The sequence below is a fragment of the Magnetospirillum gryphiswaldense MSR-1 v2 genome, assembly GCF_000513295.1.
GTDB lineage: Bacteria > Pseudomonadota > Alphaproteobacteria > Rhodospirillales > Magnetospirillaceae > Magnetospirillum > Magnetospirillum gryphiswaldense.
Genome location: NC_023065.1, coordinates 1,511,250 through 1,526,181 on the forward strand (window position 1 = coordinate 1,511,250; position 14,932 = coordinate 1,526,181).

The 14,932-nt window shown below is 61.8% G+C and carries 18 protein-coding genes; 10 read left to right on the forward strand and 8 right to left on the reverse strand.

Annotation, left to right across the window (positions count from 1 at the left end; genetic code table 11):
- The first annotated feature begins 3 nt into the window (after positions 1-3).
- From MGMSRV2_RS07255 to MGMSRV2_RS07265, 3 genes are all read left to right on the forward strand, one after another.
- Entirely contained in the window at positions 4-1,083 is a 1,080-nt protein-coding gene (locus MGMSRV2_RS07255) for a 5-(carboxyamino)imidazole ribonucleotide synthase (protein ID WP_041633514.1), read from the forward strand.
- Between the two features lie 102 nt (positions 1,084-1,185).
- A complete protein-coding gene (locus MGMSRV2_RS07260) occupies positions 1,186-1,620 on the forward strand; it encodes a CBS domain-containing protein (protein WP_024079715.1) in 435 nt (144 codons plus the stop codon).
- Between the two features lie 107 nt (positions 1,621-1,727).
- Complete coding sequence (locus MGMSRV2_RS07265; protein WP_024079716.1) at positions 1,728-2,459, forward strand: DedA family protein; 732 nt, start codon at positions 1,728-1,730, stop codon at positions 2,457-2,459.
- Here MGMSRV2_RS07265 and MGMSRV2_RS07270 read toward each other — a convergent pair whose 3' ends face one another.
- Positions 2,460-3,236 carry a lysozyme family protein gene (locus MGMSRV2_RS07270; RefSeq protein WP_024079717.1) on the reverse strand — a complete coding sequence of 259 codons (777 nt, stop codon included), beginning with the start codon at positions 3,234-3,236 and terminating at the stop codon, positions 2,460-2,462.
- A 608-nt stretch (positions 3,237-3,844) separates the two neighbouring features.
- The gene (locus tag MGMSRV2_RS07275) at positions 3,845-4,474 is read right to left on the reverse strand and encodes a BLUF domain-containing protein (protein WP_024079718.1); all 630 of its coding nucleotides are present in this window, start codon (positions 4,472-4,474) and stop codon (positions 3,845-3,847) included.
- Between the two features lie 187 nt (positions 4,475-4,661).
- Between MGMSRV2_RS07275 and MGMSRV2_RS07280 the strand changes: the two genes are divergently transcribed.
- A protein-coding gene (locus MGMSRV2_RS07280; protein WP_144084247.1) for an IS630 family transposase occupies positions 4,662-5,623 on the forward strand; the annotation gives its coding sequence in 2 pieces (ribosomal slippage) (positions 4,662-5,010 and positions 5,010-5,623; 963 coding nt in all).
- Between the two features lie 7 nt (positions 5,624-5,630).
- Here the strand turns inward: MGMSRV2_RS07280 and MGMSRV2_RS07285 are convergent.
- The 6 genes from MGMSRV2_RS07285 to fabD all read right to left on the reverse strand — a co-directional run bounded on the left by MGMSRV2_RS07285 (position 5,631) and on the right by fabD (position 10,568).
- Positions 5,631-5,846 carry a DUF6538 domain-containing protein gene (locus MGMSRV2_RS07285; RefSeq protein ID WP_024079719.1) on the reverse strand — a complete coding sequence of 72 codons (216 nt, stop codon included), beginning with the start codon at positions 5,844-5,846 and terminating at the stop codon, positions 5,631-5,633.
- A 236-nt stretch (positions 5,847-6,082) separates the two neighbouring features.
- A complete protein-coding gene (mltG, locus tag MGMSRV2_RS07290; RefSeq protein ID WP_024079720.1) occupies positions 6,083-7,063 on the reverse strand; it encodes an endolytic transglycosylase MltG in 981 nt (326 codons plus the stop codon).
- A gap of 74 nt (positions 7,064-7,137) precedes the next feature.
- Positions 7,138-8,397, reverse strand: a complete 1,260-nt coding sequence (fabF, locus tag MGMSRV2_RS07295) for a beta-ketoacyl-ACP synthase II (RefSeq protein WP_024079721.1) — start codon at positions 8,395-8,397, stop codon at positions 7,138-7,140.
- A 75-nt stretch (positions 8,398-8,472) separates the two neighbouring features.
- On the reverse strand, positions 8,473-8,706 hold the full coding sequence (locus MGMSRV2_RS07300) for an acyl carrier protein (protein ID WP_024079722.1): 234 nt from the start codon (positions 8,704-8,706) through the stop codon (positions 8,473-8,475).
- A gap of 160 nt (positions 8,707-8,866) precedes the next feature.
- Positions 8,867-9,604 (reverse strand): 3-oxoacyl-[acyl-carrier-protein] reductase, encoded by a 738-nt coding sequence (gene fabG, locus MGMSRV2_RS07305; RefSeq protein ID WP_024079723.1) that lies wholly within the window; start codon positions 9,602-9,604, stop codon positions 8,867-8,869.
- A 22-nt stretch (positions 9,605-9,626) separates the two neighbouring features.
- Positions 9,627-10,568, reverse strand: coding sequence for an ACP S-malonyltransferase (fabD, locus tag MGMSRV2_RS07310; protein ID WP_024079724.1), 942 nt, complete (start codon positions 10,566-10,568; stop codon positions 9,627-9,629).
- A gap of 172 nt (positions 10,569-10,740) precedes the next feature.
- On the opposite strand from fabD, the gene MGMSRV2_RS07315 reads away from it, so the two are divergent.
- The 6 genes from MGMSRV2_RS07315 (at position 10,741) to MGMSRV2_RS07340 (ending at position 14,913) form a co-directional block, all read left to right on the forward strand.
- The gene (locus tag MGMSRV2_RS07315) at positions 10,741-11,166 is read left to right on the forward strand and encodes a bacteriohemerythrin (RefSeq protein ID WP_024079725.1); all 426 of its coding nucleotides are present in this window, start codon (positions 10,741-10,743) and stop codon (positions 11,164-11,166) included.
- Positions 11,167-11,317: 151 nt separating this feature from the next.
- Positions 11,318-11,752: a 30S ribosomal protein S6 gene (gene rpsF / locus MGMSRV2_RS07320; RefSeq protein ID WP_024079726.1), complete on the forward strand. Its 435-nt coding sequence runs from the start codon at positions 11,318-11,320 to the stop codon at positions 11,750-11,752.
- Positions 11,752-12,024 (forward strand): 30S ribosomal protein S18, encoded by a 273-nt coding sequence (gene rpsR, locus MGMSRV2_RS07325; RefSeq protein WP_024079727.1) that lies wholly within the window; start codon positions 11,752-11,754, stop codon positions 12,022-12,024. Before rpsF ends, rpsR begins: the two co-directional genes overlap by 1 nt.
- A 52-nt stretch (positions 12,025-12,076) precedes the next feature.
- A complete protein-coding gene (locus tag MGMSRV2_RS07330; protein WP_234016335.1) occupies positions 12,077-12,979 on the forward strand; it encodes a YybS family protein in 903 nt (300 codons plus the stop codon).
- Position 12,980: 1 nt separating this feature from the next.
- The gene (rplI, locus tag MGMSRV2_RS07335; protein ID WP_024079729.1) at positions 12,981-13,547 is read left to right on the forward strand and encodes a 50S ribosomal protein L9; all 567 of its coding nucleotides are present in this window, start codon (positions 12,981-12,983) and stop codon (positions 13,545-13,547) included.
- Positions 13,548-13,701: 154 nt separating this feature from the next.
- Complete coding sequence (locus MGMSRV2_RS07340) at positions 13,702-14,913, forward strand: SAM-dependent methyltransferase (RefSeq protein WP_024079730.1); 1,212 nt, start codon at positions 13,702-13,704, stop codon at positions 14,911-14,913.
- Positions 14,914-14,932 lie beyond the last annotated feature (19 nt).

The following is a 14,932-nucleotide window of genomic DNA, read 5'->3' on the forward strand; positions in this document are numbered from 1 at the left end:
ATCATGAACACCCCCCTGCCCCCCGGCGGCACCATCGGTATCATCGGCGGCGGCCAATTGGGCCGCATGGCCGCCCTGGCCGCCGCCCGCCTGGGCTATCGCGTCCACGTCTTCACCCCGGAAGTCGACAGCCCGACCGAGCAGGTGGCGGCCACCGCCACCATCGCCGGCTATGACGACATGAAGGCGCTGGAAGCCTTCGCCCGCGCCGTCGATGTCGTCACCTTCGAGTTCGAGAACATTCCGGCGGCTTCGGTGCGGCTGCTGACTTCGCTGGTGCCGGTGCGTCCGTCGTGGAAAGTGCTGGAAGTGGCCCAAGACCGCATCAGCGAAAAGCGCTTCTTCAACGGCATCGGCATCGCCACCGCGCCGTGGGCGGAAATCAATTCCGCCGCCGATCTGAAGGCCGGGGTCGAACGCATCGGTCGTCCGGCGGTGCTGAAGACCACGCGGTTGGGCTATGACGGCAAGGGCCAGGTCAAGATCACCGCCAAGACCGACCTGGATCAGGCCTGGGCCAGCATGGACGGCGCCACCGCGGTGCTGGAAGGCTTCATCGACTTCGCCGGCGAGGTGTCGGTGATCGTCGCCCGTGGTCTCGACGGGGGGTGCGCCACCTTCGATCCGGCCTGGAACGTCCATACCAACCACATCCTCGACACCACCACCATCCCCGCCCCCATTTCCCAGCCCCTGGCCGAGCGTGCCATCCAAGTGGCGCTGAAGGCGGCTGAGGCGCTGGATCTGGTCGGCTTGCTGGCGGTGGAGATGTTCGTCACCAAAGCGGGCGACGTTCTGGTCAACGAAATGGCGCCCAGGCCGCACAATTCCGGCCATTGGACCATGGATGCCTGCGTCACCGACCAGTTCGAGCAATTCATCCGCGCCGTCTGCGGTCTGCCGCTGGGCAGCCCCGACCGTCATTCCGACGCGGTGATGACCAATCTGATCGGTTCGGACGTGGACAAATGGCTCGACTTCCTGAAAGAGCCGGGGGCCAAGCTGCATCTTTACGGCAAGGCCGAGGCGCGCTCGGGCCGCAAGATGGGCCATGTCACCCGAATCCGCCCGCGCCAAGGCTGAAACAACCATTTCCCGATTGACGCCCCTATGCCCGATACGGGATTTTGCTGATGCCGTGTCATAAGGCGGCCATGCAAAAAGCATAATGGGAGATACGTCACCATGTCGTCGCGCCTGATCAAGGACGTCATCAAGAACCAGTCCATCGTCGCCCTGCCCCATACCGCCACCGTACGTGAAGCGGCACAGGAAATGGCCAAGCGCCGCATCGGCGCCATCGTCATCGTCGATGACGGTAAGCTGATGGGCATCTTCACCGAACGCGACGGCCTGTTCCGCGTCCTGGCCGAGGGCCGCGACCCGGAAAACACCACCCTTGATCAGGTGATGACCGGCAAGTTGTCGACCATCGCCCCCGACCGTCCGCTGCTGCACGCGCTGCACATCATGCATGATAACGGCTTCAGGCACATGCCGGTGGTCCAAGGCGGCAAGCCGGTGGGCATGTTGTCCATCCGCGACGCGCTGGATTACGAACTGGTTCATTTCGTCAAAGAGATTGAAAAGAAGGAAGCTTTGACCGAGATCATTCGCTGAGGCGGCCTGGGGTCCGTTACAATTGGGCGACCTCCCCAGTTGTCCATTGACGCGGGCCCCGCCATGCCGGATGTATAGGTCCACATACCCAAGGATGATGGTTGCCGATGTCGTCTAACACCCGCCGTGTTTTGCTCGCCCTTGGCGCCTTGGTTTTGGTGGGGGGGATCGTTGCCCTGGGGGTGGTGCTCGGTCGTATCGGCTCGCCCAGCGAGGTCTTGGACCTGATCCTCACCGAATACAGCTACCTGCTGTATCCGACCATCCTGATCTGGACCTTCGTCGAAGGCGAAACGGTGGTGCTGATTGCCGGCATCATCGCCTCGGAAGGCAGTTACAACATCAACGTCGAACTGATCGCCCTGGCCGCCTTTTCCGGCAGCTTCGCCGGCGACCAGCTTTACTATTACATCGGTCGCCGCTATGGCACGCCGCTGTTGAACCGCTGGCCGACCATGGGCAGCAAGATCGACTGGGCGTTTGAACTGGTCAAGACCCACCCGACCCTGTTCATCCTGTCGTTCCGCTTCATCTACGGCGTGCGCAACATCGCCCCCTTCGTCATCGGCATCGCCGGAGTACCACGGCTGCGTTATGCCATGCTCAACGCCATCGCCGCCCTGATCTGGGCCCACAGCTTCGCCTGGGGCGGCTATTTCCTCGGCCGCGTGCTGGAAGACTGGCTGGGCGACCACAAATGGAAGATCCTGGGGTTCTTCGTCCTCGTCATCGCTGCGGTCGCCGTTTACGGCTATCTGGGACAGAAGAAGCGACTGAAGGCCATCGAGGCCAAGGAAGCCGCCGATGGCGTCTGCGACGTACCGCAGCGGTCGGACTGATCAGTACCCGTCCAACGACAATCCTTTGGCCCGGCGCACCTCGACCATACGGGCGCGACGCATCTGGTATTCGGACATGCGGGCCTGGCGATAGGCGGCGGCGATCAGCCTGGCCTCGTCCTGAACGGTGGATTGCTGATCACGCCAAGCCTTGCGCTGCTCCTCGACCCGAGCGTTGGACGGCACCGGCCCCGGCCCCTTTCCCGGCTTGATGGACGGCAATTGTGGCTGCGGACGGGAGGCCAGGGCGGCCATCTGGGTGCCGGCACCGTCCCACACCTTCATCAGCCGCTCGCGATAGGCGGCGGCCAGATGCGGGGTCTGACTATGATAATAGGACGCCGCCGTCACCCAATTGTCGGTGGCACCGAACAATCCCTTCAGGAAGCGGGCGGCATAGCCCACATTGGCCACCGGCTCGAACGCCTCGTCCAGCGAGGTGAAGGCGGTGGGGTGGTACATCAGATTGATCTGCATGCAGCCGACATCGATGCTTTTGACGCCCTTGGACTGCAAGCGCCGCACCTCGGCAATGGCTTCCCCCTTGGTGGGGAAATATTTGCCCTGCCCCTGCGAGGTCACCGTCCACGGCCAGGCAAGGGTTGCCTTGTAGTCACGGTCGTAACGCCCCGATTCGACCACCGAGATGGAATTGAGCAGACGGGCGGGAATACCGTAGAGGCGCTCGTTCTTGCCGGCTTCCTCGGCGCATTGGGCCTCGGGCGGCAGGGACGGTGCGGCCTGGGCGGCCTGGGACAGCGCGCACGCGGCCAGCATCGCCATCCCCATCGCCACCATTTGCCGTTTTACGCCCATTTCATCGACCTTGCGGAATGATCCAACGCCCGCAATCCATGCATACGTCGTGCCACTATTGGATTCATCGCAATCACCGGAACGACATGCCTGGAATGCGTTGATGCAAAATCAAGCAATTCCGTACCTTTAACACCTTTCTGCCAATTCGGGGGGCATTTTCCGCTTGCGCGAAGGCGGCGAACCCCTTAATTATTGCACTGCAACAAACGGAAAGTCTTCTGACCTATTCCCTTGTTGCCTTTCTTGGACGTTTCCTCCCTAAACTTGAGCCCCAGCTTCGTGCTGGGGCTTTTTTTTGGCGGATTTTCTAGGGTTAGCGCATTTATGTGCGATAGCTAATTTACGGCAGAATGTAATCTCAGATTGCTAGTTGCTGCACGGATTCTTGTTTTGTTTCTTTTTGCGCCTGCGGTCACAAATGGCGATCAACATTGGTCTTGGCTGCAAGAAGCCTAACGAGGTGGGTGAAATGTAAGCAAGCCACTTTTTAGCAGAATGCTTATAAGCGCGAAGATGTCGTAATCTGTCTGTTAGGCTTTAACCTGAACATGGTTTCATAGCTTCCCTCAGAATAATTCTATCTCCCCTTTCTCCATGTCTCGGCGCAGATTGAAATGGATTGGGTCGCGACCGACATTCACTCCGATTTGGACATCTGGCACCGTAAGCGCCAAGGCACGCCCGAAGTCCATCAGGAACTTCGCCTTCTGTCCTTGGACATAGGCGCTTTGCGGCGATCCTACGGTCACTGTGAAGTGGCTTGCCTTCTCCTCGGAATGGTCTGACTGCCGCAACAAGCCTTGCTGAAAAAGGGAAAGAATCTGCGAAACCTCAGACCCTTCAAGGCTGAATTCCTCGCTGGTTGCCGCATAATCAAGAAAACCGTCGCAGGAAGGAGCATCCCCCTCAGGAACGGCAAAAGCCATCGCCCACTCCCCGAATTCGCGCTCAGCGATTTGCTTCTGCGATAACAAGCGGATGTTGGTATGACGGTCATCCCTCATGATAGCTCCCATAACCGCCTCAACTGCCGCATCCGGGCCCTCCAGAACCTGTAGGAATGAACTATCGTCATACAGGAGAAACCCCGTAATATTCAGTTGCTCATTCTTTTCTCTGGCCTTCTCAAGAAGTTCTGTTAATTCGCTATTTGTCATGCGCTTGGCTTCAGCACTGGCATATATTATTTGAATCATTCCATGATATCCTAATATACACCCCGAACCGCCCTGAGAAGCAGGCCCTTCACTTTATGGCCAATATTCCACAGCCCGCAAGCATGCTTTAGAGCGGTTTCACGCCGAGCGGAATCGGTAGAGGATTCCCCCTGAGGTCATTTTGTGATTCAACATCTTCGGTAACAACGCTCCCGAGGATGATGCGATGACGTGGCGCTCAGGGCAGTCCTATTCTCAGGACTTGCGCGATAGAGTTTTGGCGGCTGTGGACAGCGGCATGAGCGCCTACGAGGTGGCGCCGCTGTTCCGGGTGAGCGTTTCGTACATCTACAAGGCCCAAGGCCGCCGCCGGGCCACCGGCGAGACGACGGTGAAGCCACGGCCTGGGCGGCCAGGACAGAAGCTGGCGGCTCACCTTGAGGCGTTGCAGGCGCAGATCAAGGTCGAGCCCGATGCCACGCTGGCTGAGTTGCGCGCCTGGGTTCTGGCCGAATTGGGCGTGTCGATCAGCGTCGGCGGCCTGTGGAACACGCTTGAGCGGCTCGACCTCAGTCTGAAAAAAAGAGTGCGCATGCTGCCGAGCAGGAACGTCCCGACGTAGCCGAAGGACGCATCGCCTGGCGAGCCGAGCAGCCGGCGCTGGACCCAACCCGCTTGGTCTTCCTTGATGAAACCGGGGCATCGACCAACATGACCCGGCGCTACGGACGGGCGCCGCGCGGTCAGCGGCTGCTGGCTGCGGTGCCGCACGGTCATTGGAAAATGACCACCTTCGTCGGGGCGCTCCGGCATGACGGAATCTCCGCCCCCTTCGTCATCGACAAGGCGATGAATGGCGCGATCTTCCTGGCCTATGTCGAGCAGGTCCTGGCTCCGACCTTGCGGCCCGGCGACATCGTCGTAATGGACAATCTGCCCGCCCACAAGGTGGCAGGGGTCAAGCAACTCATCGAAGCCCGAGGGGCCACCCTGCGGTATCTGCCGCCCTACTCCCCAGACCTCAATCCCATCGAGCTCGCCTTCGCCAAGCTCAAGAGCCTGCTGCGAAAGGCGCAAGCCCGCACCATCAACACCTTATGGGACGTGATCGGAAAACTCATCGACCTGTTTCCGCCCGAGGAATGCGCCAATTTCTTCGCCCACGACGGATATGGACGCTCGATGTGAAAATGCTCTAAGTGTCGCCTCCGAAACGAGGGCGCCTGCGGAACTCATCGTTGTAGGCATGCAGCACACTGGGCAAGGCTTCGAGAGCATCCGCACGGTCTGCCGTTCCCAACGCCTTATTGATGAAGGTTTTCGGGTAATGCGACCAGAGATCGAGCGAGATTTTGCGGAAGAAGTAGTACCGTCCATCCTCGAACAGCAGATATCTGACCTTATTCGCCATTCGGCACCGCCCGTATATCTGTGACGAGGAAAGCGCCTCTAACTTCACGAAGTATACGGAGAAAGTGTCAGAAGACGAGGTAAATCAAGGCGTTCAGATGGTTCACCGCTGTTTTCCGAGGCCTGCCTAAACTTGAGCCTGCACTTCGGTACAGGCTTTTTTAGCTGGAATCAGGGGGGGATGGAATAATCCCCCCTCTGAGGTGTGCCCATTGCAACGGCCATCGCACCGGTGAATTACCGCCCTTTCCGCTCCTTCTCCACCTTGCGCCAAGTGCCGACATTCCGGTTGTGCTCATCCAGGCTTTTGGCGAAGGCGTGGCCGCCGCTGCCATCGGCGACGAAATACAGCGCGTCGGTCCTGGCCGGGTTCAACACCGCCTCCAGGCTGGCGCGACCGGGATTGGCGATGGCGGTTTTGGGCAGACGGTCGATGACATAGGTGTTCCAAGCATGCGGCTTTTCCAGGTCGGCACGGGTCAAGGGGCGGTCCAACACCCCCATGCCCTCGGAGAGGCCGTAAATGACCGTCGGGTCCGATTGCAGGCGCATGCCCAGGCGCAGGCGGTTGATGAACACCCCCGCCACCATGGGCCGCTCGGCCTTCAACCCGGTTTCACGCTCGACCACCGAGGCCAGGATCAGCGCCTCTTCCGGCGATTTCAGCGGCAGATCGGCTGCGCGTTTCGCCCACAACTCGTCCAGAGTCTGGCGCATGGATTTTTCCATGCGCGCCACCAGCTCGGCCCGGTCGTCGTCGCGCGACAACACCCAGGTTTCCGGCAGCAGCCAGCCTTCCGCCGGCATTTTGGTCACCTTGCCGGCCAGGAAATCGGCTTGATCAAGCTCGGCCAGAATCTGACGCACGGTCAGGCCCTCGGCAATGGTCAGCTTGTGTTTGACGGTGCGGCCCTCGGCGATCATGCGCATGGCTTCCTCGGCGCTGATCCGGGCCGGGAATTCGTATTCACCCGCCTTCAACACCACCTGACGCAGGCGGGTGCCGATCATGAAGCTGAAGCGGTCGGGCACCACCTTGTTGGCTTCCAGCCGCCGGGCGATGGCCTCCAGCCCCGCCCCCTTGGGGATGACGATGGTGATCGGCTCAGCCAATGGACCGGGGCCGGTGAACCGGCGATGGCCTTCCAGGGCGGCCCAGGTGCCGACGGCAATGGCGAGGACCGCCAGGACGGCAATCAGCTTGGCGATAAGGCGCATGAATATCCCCATAAACGACAAAGGCCCCCATGCCTGAACACGGGAGCCTTCGTTACGTCAACCCAAGCGCCCGGTTACGACGGGGCGCCCTTGAAGATGACCGAGGCGTTGGTGCCGCCGAAGCCGAACGAGTTGGACATGGCCACCCGGATTTCGCGCTTCTTGGCCACCTTGGCCACCAGATCGATGTCGCAGCCCTCGTCCGGGTTATCCAGGTTGAGGGTCGGCGGTGCCACCTGATCGCGCAGGGCCAGCAGGCAGAAGATGGCTTCCACCGCGCCGGCGGCGCCCAGCAGATGGCCGATGGCCGACTTGGTCGAACTCATGGACACGGTTTCGATGGCGCTGCCGAACAGGCGCTTGACCGCGCCCAGTTCGATGACGTCACCCATGGTGGCGGTGCCGTGGGCATTGATGTAATCCACGTCGCCGGGGGTCAGGCCGGCACGATCCAGCGCCGCCTTCATCGCCCGGTAGGCACCGTTACCGTCTTCCGCCGGGGCGGTGATGTGGTGGGCGTCGCCCGACATGCCGTAGCCGATGACTTCGCCGTAAATCTTGGCGCCACGGGCACGGGCGTGCTCCAGCTCTTCCAGAACCACCACACCGGCGCCTTCGCCCATGACGAAGCCGTCACGATCCTTATCCCACGGACGCGACGCCTTGGTCGGCTCGTCGTTGCGGGCGGTGGACAAGGCCTTGCAGGCGGCGAAGCCGGCCACGCCCAGGCGGGTCACGGCGGCTTCGGTGCCGCCGGCCACCATCACTTCGGCATCGCCGAACATGATCAGGCGGGCGGCATCACCAATGGCATGGGCACCGGTGGCGCAAGCGGTCACCACGGCGTGGTTGGGGCCCTTGAAACCATATTTGATGGAAACGTGGCCGGAGACCAGATTGATCAGGGCCGAAGGAATGAAGAAGGGACTGACCCGGCGCGGACCGGATTCCCGCAGGACCAGGGCACCTTCGGCAATGGCCGGCAAACCGCCGATGCCGGAGCCGATCATCACGCCGGTGCGTTCCTGACCTTCGTCATCGGTGGGCTTCCAGCCGGAATCCTCGATGGCTTCCATGGCGGCGGCCAGACCATAGACGATGAAATCGTCCATGCGGCGACGTTCCTTGGCCGGAGCGACCTTGTCCAGATCCAGTTCACCTTCGCCGGTCCCGCGCGGAATGACGCCGGCGATCTTGGCGGGAAGGTCCGACACCTCGAAATGTTCGATGGCGCGAATACCGGAATCGCCGGCGATGAGGCGCTTCCAGTTGTGTTCGGCACCGCAGCCCAGCGGACTGACAATACCAATGCCGGTGACGACGACACGTCTCATGCGGATGGTCCCGTTGCAGTACTTAGAGAAAGGGCGCCGGTCCCATTGCGGGAGTCGGCGCCCTTGAAACCCGTATTACGCGGCCTTCGAGATGAAGTCGATCGCGTCCTTGACGGTCAAAATCTTTTCAGCGGCGTCATCGGGGATTTCGCAGCCGAATTCTTCTTCAAAGGCCATGACCAGCTCGACGGTGTCGAGGCTGTCGGCGCCCAGGTCATCGATGAAGCTGGCGTTCTCGGTCACCTTGGCTTCTTCAACGCCCAGATGCTCAACGACAATCTTCTTAACCCGCTCGGCGACGTCGCTCATGTGAATTCCCTCAAGGTGTAGTGCCATTTGGTGAAACTTGCGCCCGCCCCGTAAGACTGAAAGCCCCTTGGCGGCGGAAAGTGGCCCGTACCTAGCACACTTTTTCTGGCTTGGCCAGCACTGGAAACACAAGCTGTTGAAACTTGTTGGGCCAACAGCCCTAGATCATCGCCATGCCGCCATTGACGTGCAGGGTCTGACCGGTGACGTAAGCCGCCTCGTTCGAGGCCAGATACAGCACCGCCGCCGCGATCTCGTCGGCCGAACCCATGCGGCCGGCGGGAATCTGGGTGTTGATGCGGGCCTTCTGCTCGTCATTCAACTCGTCGGTCATGGCGGTGGCGATGAAGCCCGGAGCCACGGCGTTGACGGTGACGTTGCGGCTGGCCACTTCCTGGGCCAGCGACTTGGTCATGCCGATCATACCGGCCTTGGAGGCGCAGTAATTGACCTGACCGGGATTGCCGGTGACGCCGACGATGGAGGTGATGTTGATGATACGGCCCGAACGGCGCTTCATCATACCCTTGATGGCGGCGCGGCACAGACGGAAGGCGGCGGTCAGGTTGACATTGATCACCGAATCCCAGTCCTCGTCCTTCATGCGCAGGACCAGCCCGTCCTTGGTGATGCCGGCATTGTTGACCAGGATGTCCAGGCCGCCCAGGGCCGCCTCGGCATCCTTGGCCAGTTGCTCGACTTCCTCGGGCTTGGACAGGTTGGCGGGCAGCACGTGGACGCGCTCACCCAACTCGGCGGCCAGGGTGTCCAGCGCCTCGCGCCTGGTGCCATGGATGGCGACCGTGGCGCCGGCCTGATGCAGGGCCTTGGCGATGGCGCCGCCGATGCCGCCCGAGGCACCGGTGACAAGGGCGGTCTTGCCGGTAAGATCGAACATGTGGTTCCCCCTATCGAAGTGATTAAAGCGAAGCCAGGAAGGCGTCGATATCAGCCGGGTTGCCGACGGCAAGGCCCGACAATTCCTTGTCGATGCGCTTGGCCAGCCCCGACAGCACCTTGCCGGCGCCCAGCTCGACCAATTGGCTGACCCCCTGCTCCTTCATATAAAGCACACCCTCGCGCCAACGCACGGTACCGGTGACTTGCTTGACCAGCAGATCGCGGATGACTTCCGGGTCGGTGACGGCGGAGGCCACCACGTTGGCCACCAGCGGCACTTTGGGCGCGTTCATGGTGACGTTGGACAGCGCCTCGGCCATGGCGTCGGCGGCGGGCTGCATCAGGGCGCAATGGAAGGGCGCGGATACCGGCAACAGCACGGCGCGCTTGATGCCCTTTTCCGCCGCGATCTTCATGGCGCGTTCCACCGCTTCCTTGTGACCCGACACCACCACCTGACCGGCGCCGTTGTCGTTGGCGGCTTCGCACACCTGACCCTCGGCGGCCAGGGCGGCGATTTCCTTGGCCTGTTCATACTCGCTGCCCAGCAGCGCGGCCATGGCGCCGACACCCACCGGCACCGCCTTTTGCATGCTTTGGCCGCGCAATTTCAACAGCCGCGCCGTATCGGCCAGACTGAAAGTGCCGACAGCGGCCAGGGCCGAATATTCGCCCAAGGAATGGCCGGCAACGAAGCTGGCGGTCTTGGCCAGATCCATCTTGCCCTGGCCTTCCAGCACGCGGACCACCGCCACCGACATGGCCATCAGCGCCGGCTGGGCGTTTTCGGTCAGGGTCAGGGTGTCTTCCGGGCCTTCGAACATCAGCTTGGACAGGTTCTGCGACAGCGCCTCGTCCACTTCCTGGAAAACGTGGCGGGCTTCGGCGAAGGCTTCGGCCAGTTCGCGGCCCATGCCGACCGCCTGGGAACCTTGGCCGGGGAAGACGAACGCACGCGACATGATATCCCTCCGTCGGGGGTGAAATTAACGTGGCGGTGAGGAAAGGCATGAAGGGGGGCGCTGTCAAGGGCGGCGTTACTTCCATTGCGCTCCATCATCACCTTAAGGTTATATTGCATGCGACACTGTTTGCCCTCATGGTTCGCCCCCACCCGCGCTGGAGCCTTACCCCGTGCCCCCGGTTCTATGGACAGAAACGTATAGTATCGGCCACACCGCCATCGACCACCATCACCGCGAACTGGTCGAATGCCTGGTCGCCGTGCAAACGGCCATCGATGTCCAAGCCAGCATGGCGGAAATCCTGGGCCGCTTTGATTTCTGGCTCGACGCCTTCGCCTGCCATGCCCAGATCGAGGAGCGGCTGATGGACCGCCTGACCCTGCCGCCGGGCAGTGCTCACCGGGAAATCCATTGTGCCGAGCACGGCGATTTCCTGCACGAGGCCATGGCGCTGAGGACACGCATGAAAACCGGCCACTGCCCTTCGTCCATCATTGAAAATCTCGGCCTCAGCCTGATCGGATTTGACCTGATCCGCCGCGATTTCGAGATGATCGGCCACCTGCTGCACGAGGGCCAGCTGGAAATCGGTTAGGACATTCCGGCATTTCTTGCATCGCTTATGTTTTCGTGTATATTCCCCGCCTCCTACCCCCTTGCCGGTCAGCCAGTGAAGGCTGGACGGCTATGCCCGCGTCCTCATGGTGGGGGCGAGTGGGAAGAGAAAAGCCAGAAGGGATTATTGAATGCCTTTTTATGAATGCGTGATTCTCGCGCGTCAGGAAGTTTCGGCCCCGCAGGTCGAAACCCTGATCGACGAGATGGCCGGTGTGTTGGCCCAGGGCGGCGGTACCGTCGCCAAGAAGGAATTCTGGGGCCTGCGCAACATCGCCTACCGGGTCAAGAAGAACCGTAAGGCGCACTACGTTCTGCTGAACCTGGATTCCCCCTCGGCCGCGGTCAAGGAAATGGAACGCCAGATGTCGCTGAACGAAGACGTTCTGCGCGTCCTTACCGTTCGCGTCGACGAGTTGGAAGAAGGCCCGTCGGCCATGATGCAGGCCAAGAACAGCCGTGACGAACGTCCGCGCCGCGAAGATCGTGGCTTTGGCGACCGTGGCCCGCGTGAAGATCGCGGCCCGCGTGAAGATCGTCCCCGCCGTTCCGAGGGAGGTGAATAATGAGCGAAGTCAAGACCGAGCGTCCGCGCCCGACGGCCACCGCCGGCGCCCGCCGTCCGTTCTTCCGTCGCCGCAAGACCTGCCCGTTCTCGGGTGAGGGTGCGCCGAAGATCGACTACAAGGACACCAAGCTGCTGAGCCGCTTCATTTCCGAGCGCGGCAAGATCGTGCCGAGCCGCATCACCGCGGTGTCGGCCAAGAAGCAGCGCGAACTGGCCCAGGCCATCAAGCGCGCCCGCTTCTTGGGTCTGCTGCCCTACGTGGTGAAGTAAGCAGCTTGTCTTGCCGATGATTCGGCAACTCGGCCTTGGGCTGGCGGCGGGATTGCTGAGTGCGCTCCTGTTCCTGTCGCTGGTGAAAGGCATCGCGTTAGGGTTTGTACTGTCCTATGTGGCGCCTTTACCGCTGATGATGGCGGGACTGGCGCTGGGCATGGGCGCCTCGGTGACCGCTGGTCTGGTCGGCGCGGTGGTGGTGGCTTTGGGGTTTGGCGGCATGTCCGCTCTGTCCTTTCTGGCCGCAGCCGCGCTGCCTGCCCTGGTGGTGACGAACCGGGCCTTGTTGTGGCGCCAGCCGCAGGATGGTCCGACCGAGTGGTACCCGCCGGGTCTGATCCTGGCATGGCTGACCGCCGCCGTGTTGGCGCTGATGTGTATCAGCGCGATCCTGGTGGCGGGGCACCCCGAGGGGGTCAAGGGCTGGGTGACCGAGACGATCGGTCGCACACTTGATCTGCTGGCCACCGAATTGCCGCCCAACGAGCGGCCTAAGGTGGCCGGGTGGTGGTCGTCGTTCTTCCCCGCCATGGTGTGCGCATCATGGTTGGTGATGATCGTCGCCAATGCCACCGGGGCGCAAGGCGTGCTGGTCAGGCTTGGCCGCAACCGCCGGCCGTCGCCGGTCTATCGGCAGCTTTGGCTGCCCGATTGGCTGGCTGTGCTGATGGTGGTGGCGGCGTTGGCATCCCAGGTACTCGGCGGCGACGTCGGCTATGTGGGCGGCAACGTGGCCTTGGTGGTGCTGATCCCATTCATGTTCTTGGGATTGGCGGCCATTCATGGCTTCGCCGCGGGCAAGCCCCAGGCAAGGTTCATCCTTGCCGCGACATACGGGTTGCTGGCCCTGGTATTCGTGTGGACGGCCCTGGCCGTCGCCATACTGGGGATGGTGAGATTCTGGACGATGAGGTTCCGCCGCGGCAATAGCGGCGGCGGTATGGAGGGTTAAGATGGAAGTCATCCTGCTCGAAAGGATCGAGAAGCTCGGTCAGATGGGCGACGTGGTCAAGGTCAAGCCTGGCTTCGCCCGCAATTTTCTGCTGCCTCAGAAGAAGGCGCTGCGCGCCAACAAGGGCAACCTTGCCTTCTTCGAACAGCAGCGTGTTCAGCTTGAGGCTCTGAACCTCAAGCGCCGTGACGAAGCCCAGGCCGTCGCCGTCAAGATGGACGGTCTGTCGGTGCTGATGGTTCGTCAGGCCGGTGAAGGTGGTCAGCTGTACGGTTCGGTTTCTGGCCGTGACGTCGCCGACGCCATCAAGGAAGCCGGCTACACGGTGGAACGCCGCCAGGTCAACCTGGACAGCCCGATCAAGACCCTGGGTTCGTACCCGGTCCGCGTCTCGCTGCACCCGGAAGTCTCGGTGACCGTGACCATCACCGTCGCCCGCTCGCAGGAAGAGGCCGAGCGCGCCGCTGCCGCTGCGGCTGCCGCCGTCGTTGAAGCCGAAGCTGAAGAAGCCGAAGTCGAAGACGTGGTGGAAGAAGAAGAGATCGCCGAGGACGTGGAAGAGGCCTAAGCCCTTTCCCAGCCGAAGTGTTTTGCCGCCGGGCGGCGGACGGGAAACCGTCCGCCGCCCGTGCCGTTTCATTAGACTAATACCAAAGACTAGGTTTCCCCTTCGCCTGCGACGCGCCACCATGTGGCCGGGCGTCTACCGGAGCGCGAAACCCATGTCCCTTCTCGATCTGCTGTTTTCCAATCTGATCAACGAAGGATCGCTGGCGGTCATCGACAGTTCCGGCACCAGGCGCCAATATGGCGACGGCTCGGCCCCGGTGGCGGTGGCCCGCATCCTTGATGCCAAGACTGAACGCCGCATCGTCCTGGCCCCCGATTACCACCTGCTGGAATCCTATACCGACGGCACGCTGGTGATGGAGGAAGGCAGCTTCCACGACTTTTTGGACGTCTGCTGCGCCAATGTCGCCGGCGGCGGCTTCAACCCGGCGCACAAAATCTATCAGGCCATGGGGCGCGCCTTCTTGTTCTGGCAACGCTGGAACCCGGTGCATCTGGCGCATAAGCGGGTCTCGCACCATTACGACCTGCACGAAAACCTGTTCCGCCTGTTTCTTGACGACGACCTGCAATATTCCTGCGCCTATTTCCACTCGCCTGAAGACAGCCTGGAACAGGCGCAAGTGGCGAAAAAGCGCCATATCATCGCCAAGCTCGACATCAAGGACGGCCAATCGGTGCTGGATATCGGCTGCGGCTGGGGCGGCATGGCGCTGTCCATCGCTCGGGCCGCCGACGTCACGGTCCTGGGGGTGACCCTGTCGAAGGAACAGCTGGAGGTGGCGCGGCGCCGGGCCGAACAGGCCGGCCTGGCCGACCGCGTGCGGTTTGAATTGCTGGATTACCGCAAGCTCAAGGACAAATTCGACCGCATCGTCAGCGTCGGCATGTTCGAACATGTGGGGCCGCCGCATTACCGCCAGTATTTCCGCAAGGTGCGCGACCTGCTGACCGAGGACGGCGTCGCCCTGGTCCATTCGGTCGGCGAGTTCGATTACGGTTCTTCCAATCCGTGGATACAGCGTCACATCTTCCCCGGTTCCTACACGCCGTCCTTGGGTCAGGTGTTGCCGGCGGTGGAAAAGGCCCGGCTATGGACCACCGACGTGGAGGTGCTGCGCGTCCATTACGCCGAAACCCTGAAGGCTTGGCGCGATCGCTTCACCGAACATCGGGCCGAAGCGGCGGCACTGTACGATGAACGCTTTTGCCGCATGTGGGAGGCCTATCTGTCCGCCTGCGAAATCGGCTTCCGCCGCATGTCGCTGATGGTGTTCCAGATTCAGTTGACCAAGCACCGCTATGCCCTGCCCTTCACCCGCGACTACATGTTCGAACGGGAAAAAGACCACCAATCCGACTAAAGTATCCGGTGCCGACCGG

Coding starts and splice junctions, on each gene's coding strand:
- rpsF (WP_024079726.1), top strand. CDS start 11,318: ATGCCTTTTTATGAATGCGTGATTCTCGCGCGTCAGGAAGTTTCGGCC.
- rplI (WP_024079729.1), top strand. CDS start 12,981: ATGGAAGTCATCCTGCTCGAAAGGATCGAGAAGCTCGGTCAGATGGGC.
- fabG (WP_024079723.1), bottom strand. CDS start 9,604: ATGTTCGATCTTACCGGCAAGACCGCCCTTGTCACCGGTGCCTCGGGC.
- MGMSRV2_RS07285 (WP_024079719.1), bottom strand. CDS start 5,846: ATGGCGAATAAGGTCAGATATCTGCTGTTCGAGGATGGACGGTACTAC.
- mltG (WP_024079720.1), bottom strand. CDS start 7,063: ATGCGCCTTATCGCCAAGCTGATTGCCGTCCTGGCGGTCCTCGCCATT.
- MGMSRV2_RS07270 (WP_024079717.1), bottom strand. CDS start 3,236: ATGCTGGCCGCGTGCGCGCTGTCCCAGGCCGCCCAGGCCGCACCGTCC.
- MGMSRV2_RS07300 (WP_024079722.1), bottom strand. CDS start 8,706: ATGAGCGACGTCGCCGAGCGGGTTAAGAAGATTGTCGTTGAGCATCTG.
- fabF (WP_024079721.1), bottom strand. CDS start 8,397: ATGAGACGTGTCGTCGTCACCGGCATTGGTATTGTCAGTCCGCTGGGC.
- rpsR (WP_024079727.1), top strand. CDS start 11,752: ATGAGCGAAGTCAAGACCGAGCGTCCGCGCCCGACGGCCACCGCCGGC.
- MGMSRV2_RS07260 (WP_024079715.1), top strand. CDS start 1,186: ATGTCGTCGCGCCTGATCAAGGACGTCATCAAGAACCAGTCCATCGTC.
- MGMSRV2_RS07275 (WP_024079718.1), bottom strand. CDS start 4,474: ATGATTCAAATAATATATGCCAGTGCTGAAGCCAAGCGCATGACAAAT.
- MGMSRV2_RS07340 (WP_024079730.1), top strand. CDS start 13,702: ATGTCCCTTCTCGATCTGCTGTTTTCCAATCTGATCAACGAAGGATCG.
- MGMSRV2_RS07265 (WP_024079716.1), top strand. CDS start 1,728: ATGTCGTCTAACACCCGCCGTGTTTTGCTCGCCCTTGGCGCCTTGGTT.
- fabD (WP_024079724.1), bottom strand. CDS start 10,568: ATGTCGCGTGCGTTCGTCTTCCCCGGCCAAGGTTCCCAGGCGGTCGGC.
- MGMSRV2_RS07255 (WP_041633514.1), top strand. CDS start 4: ATGAACACCCCCCTGCCCCCCGGCGGCACCATCGGTATCATCGGCGGC.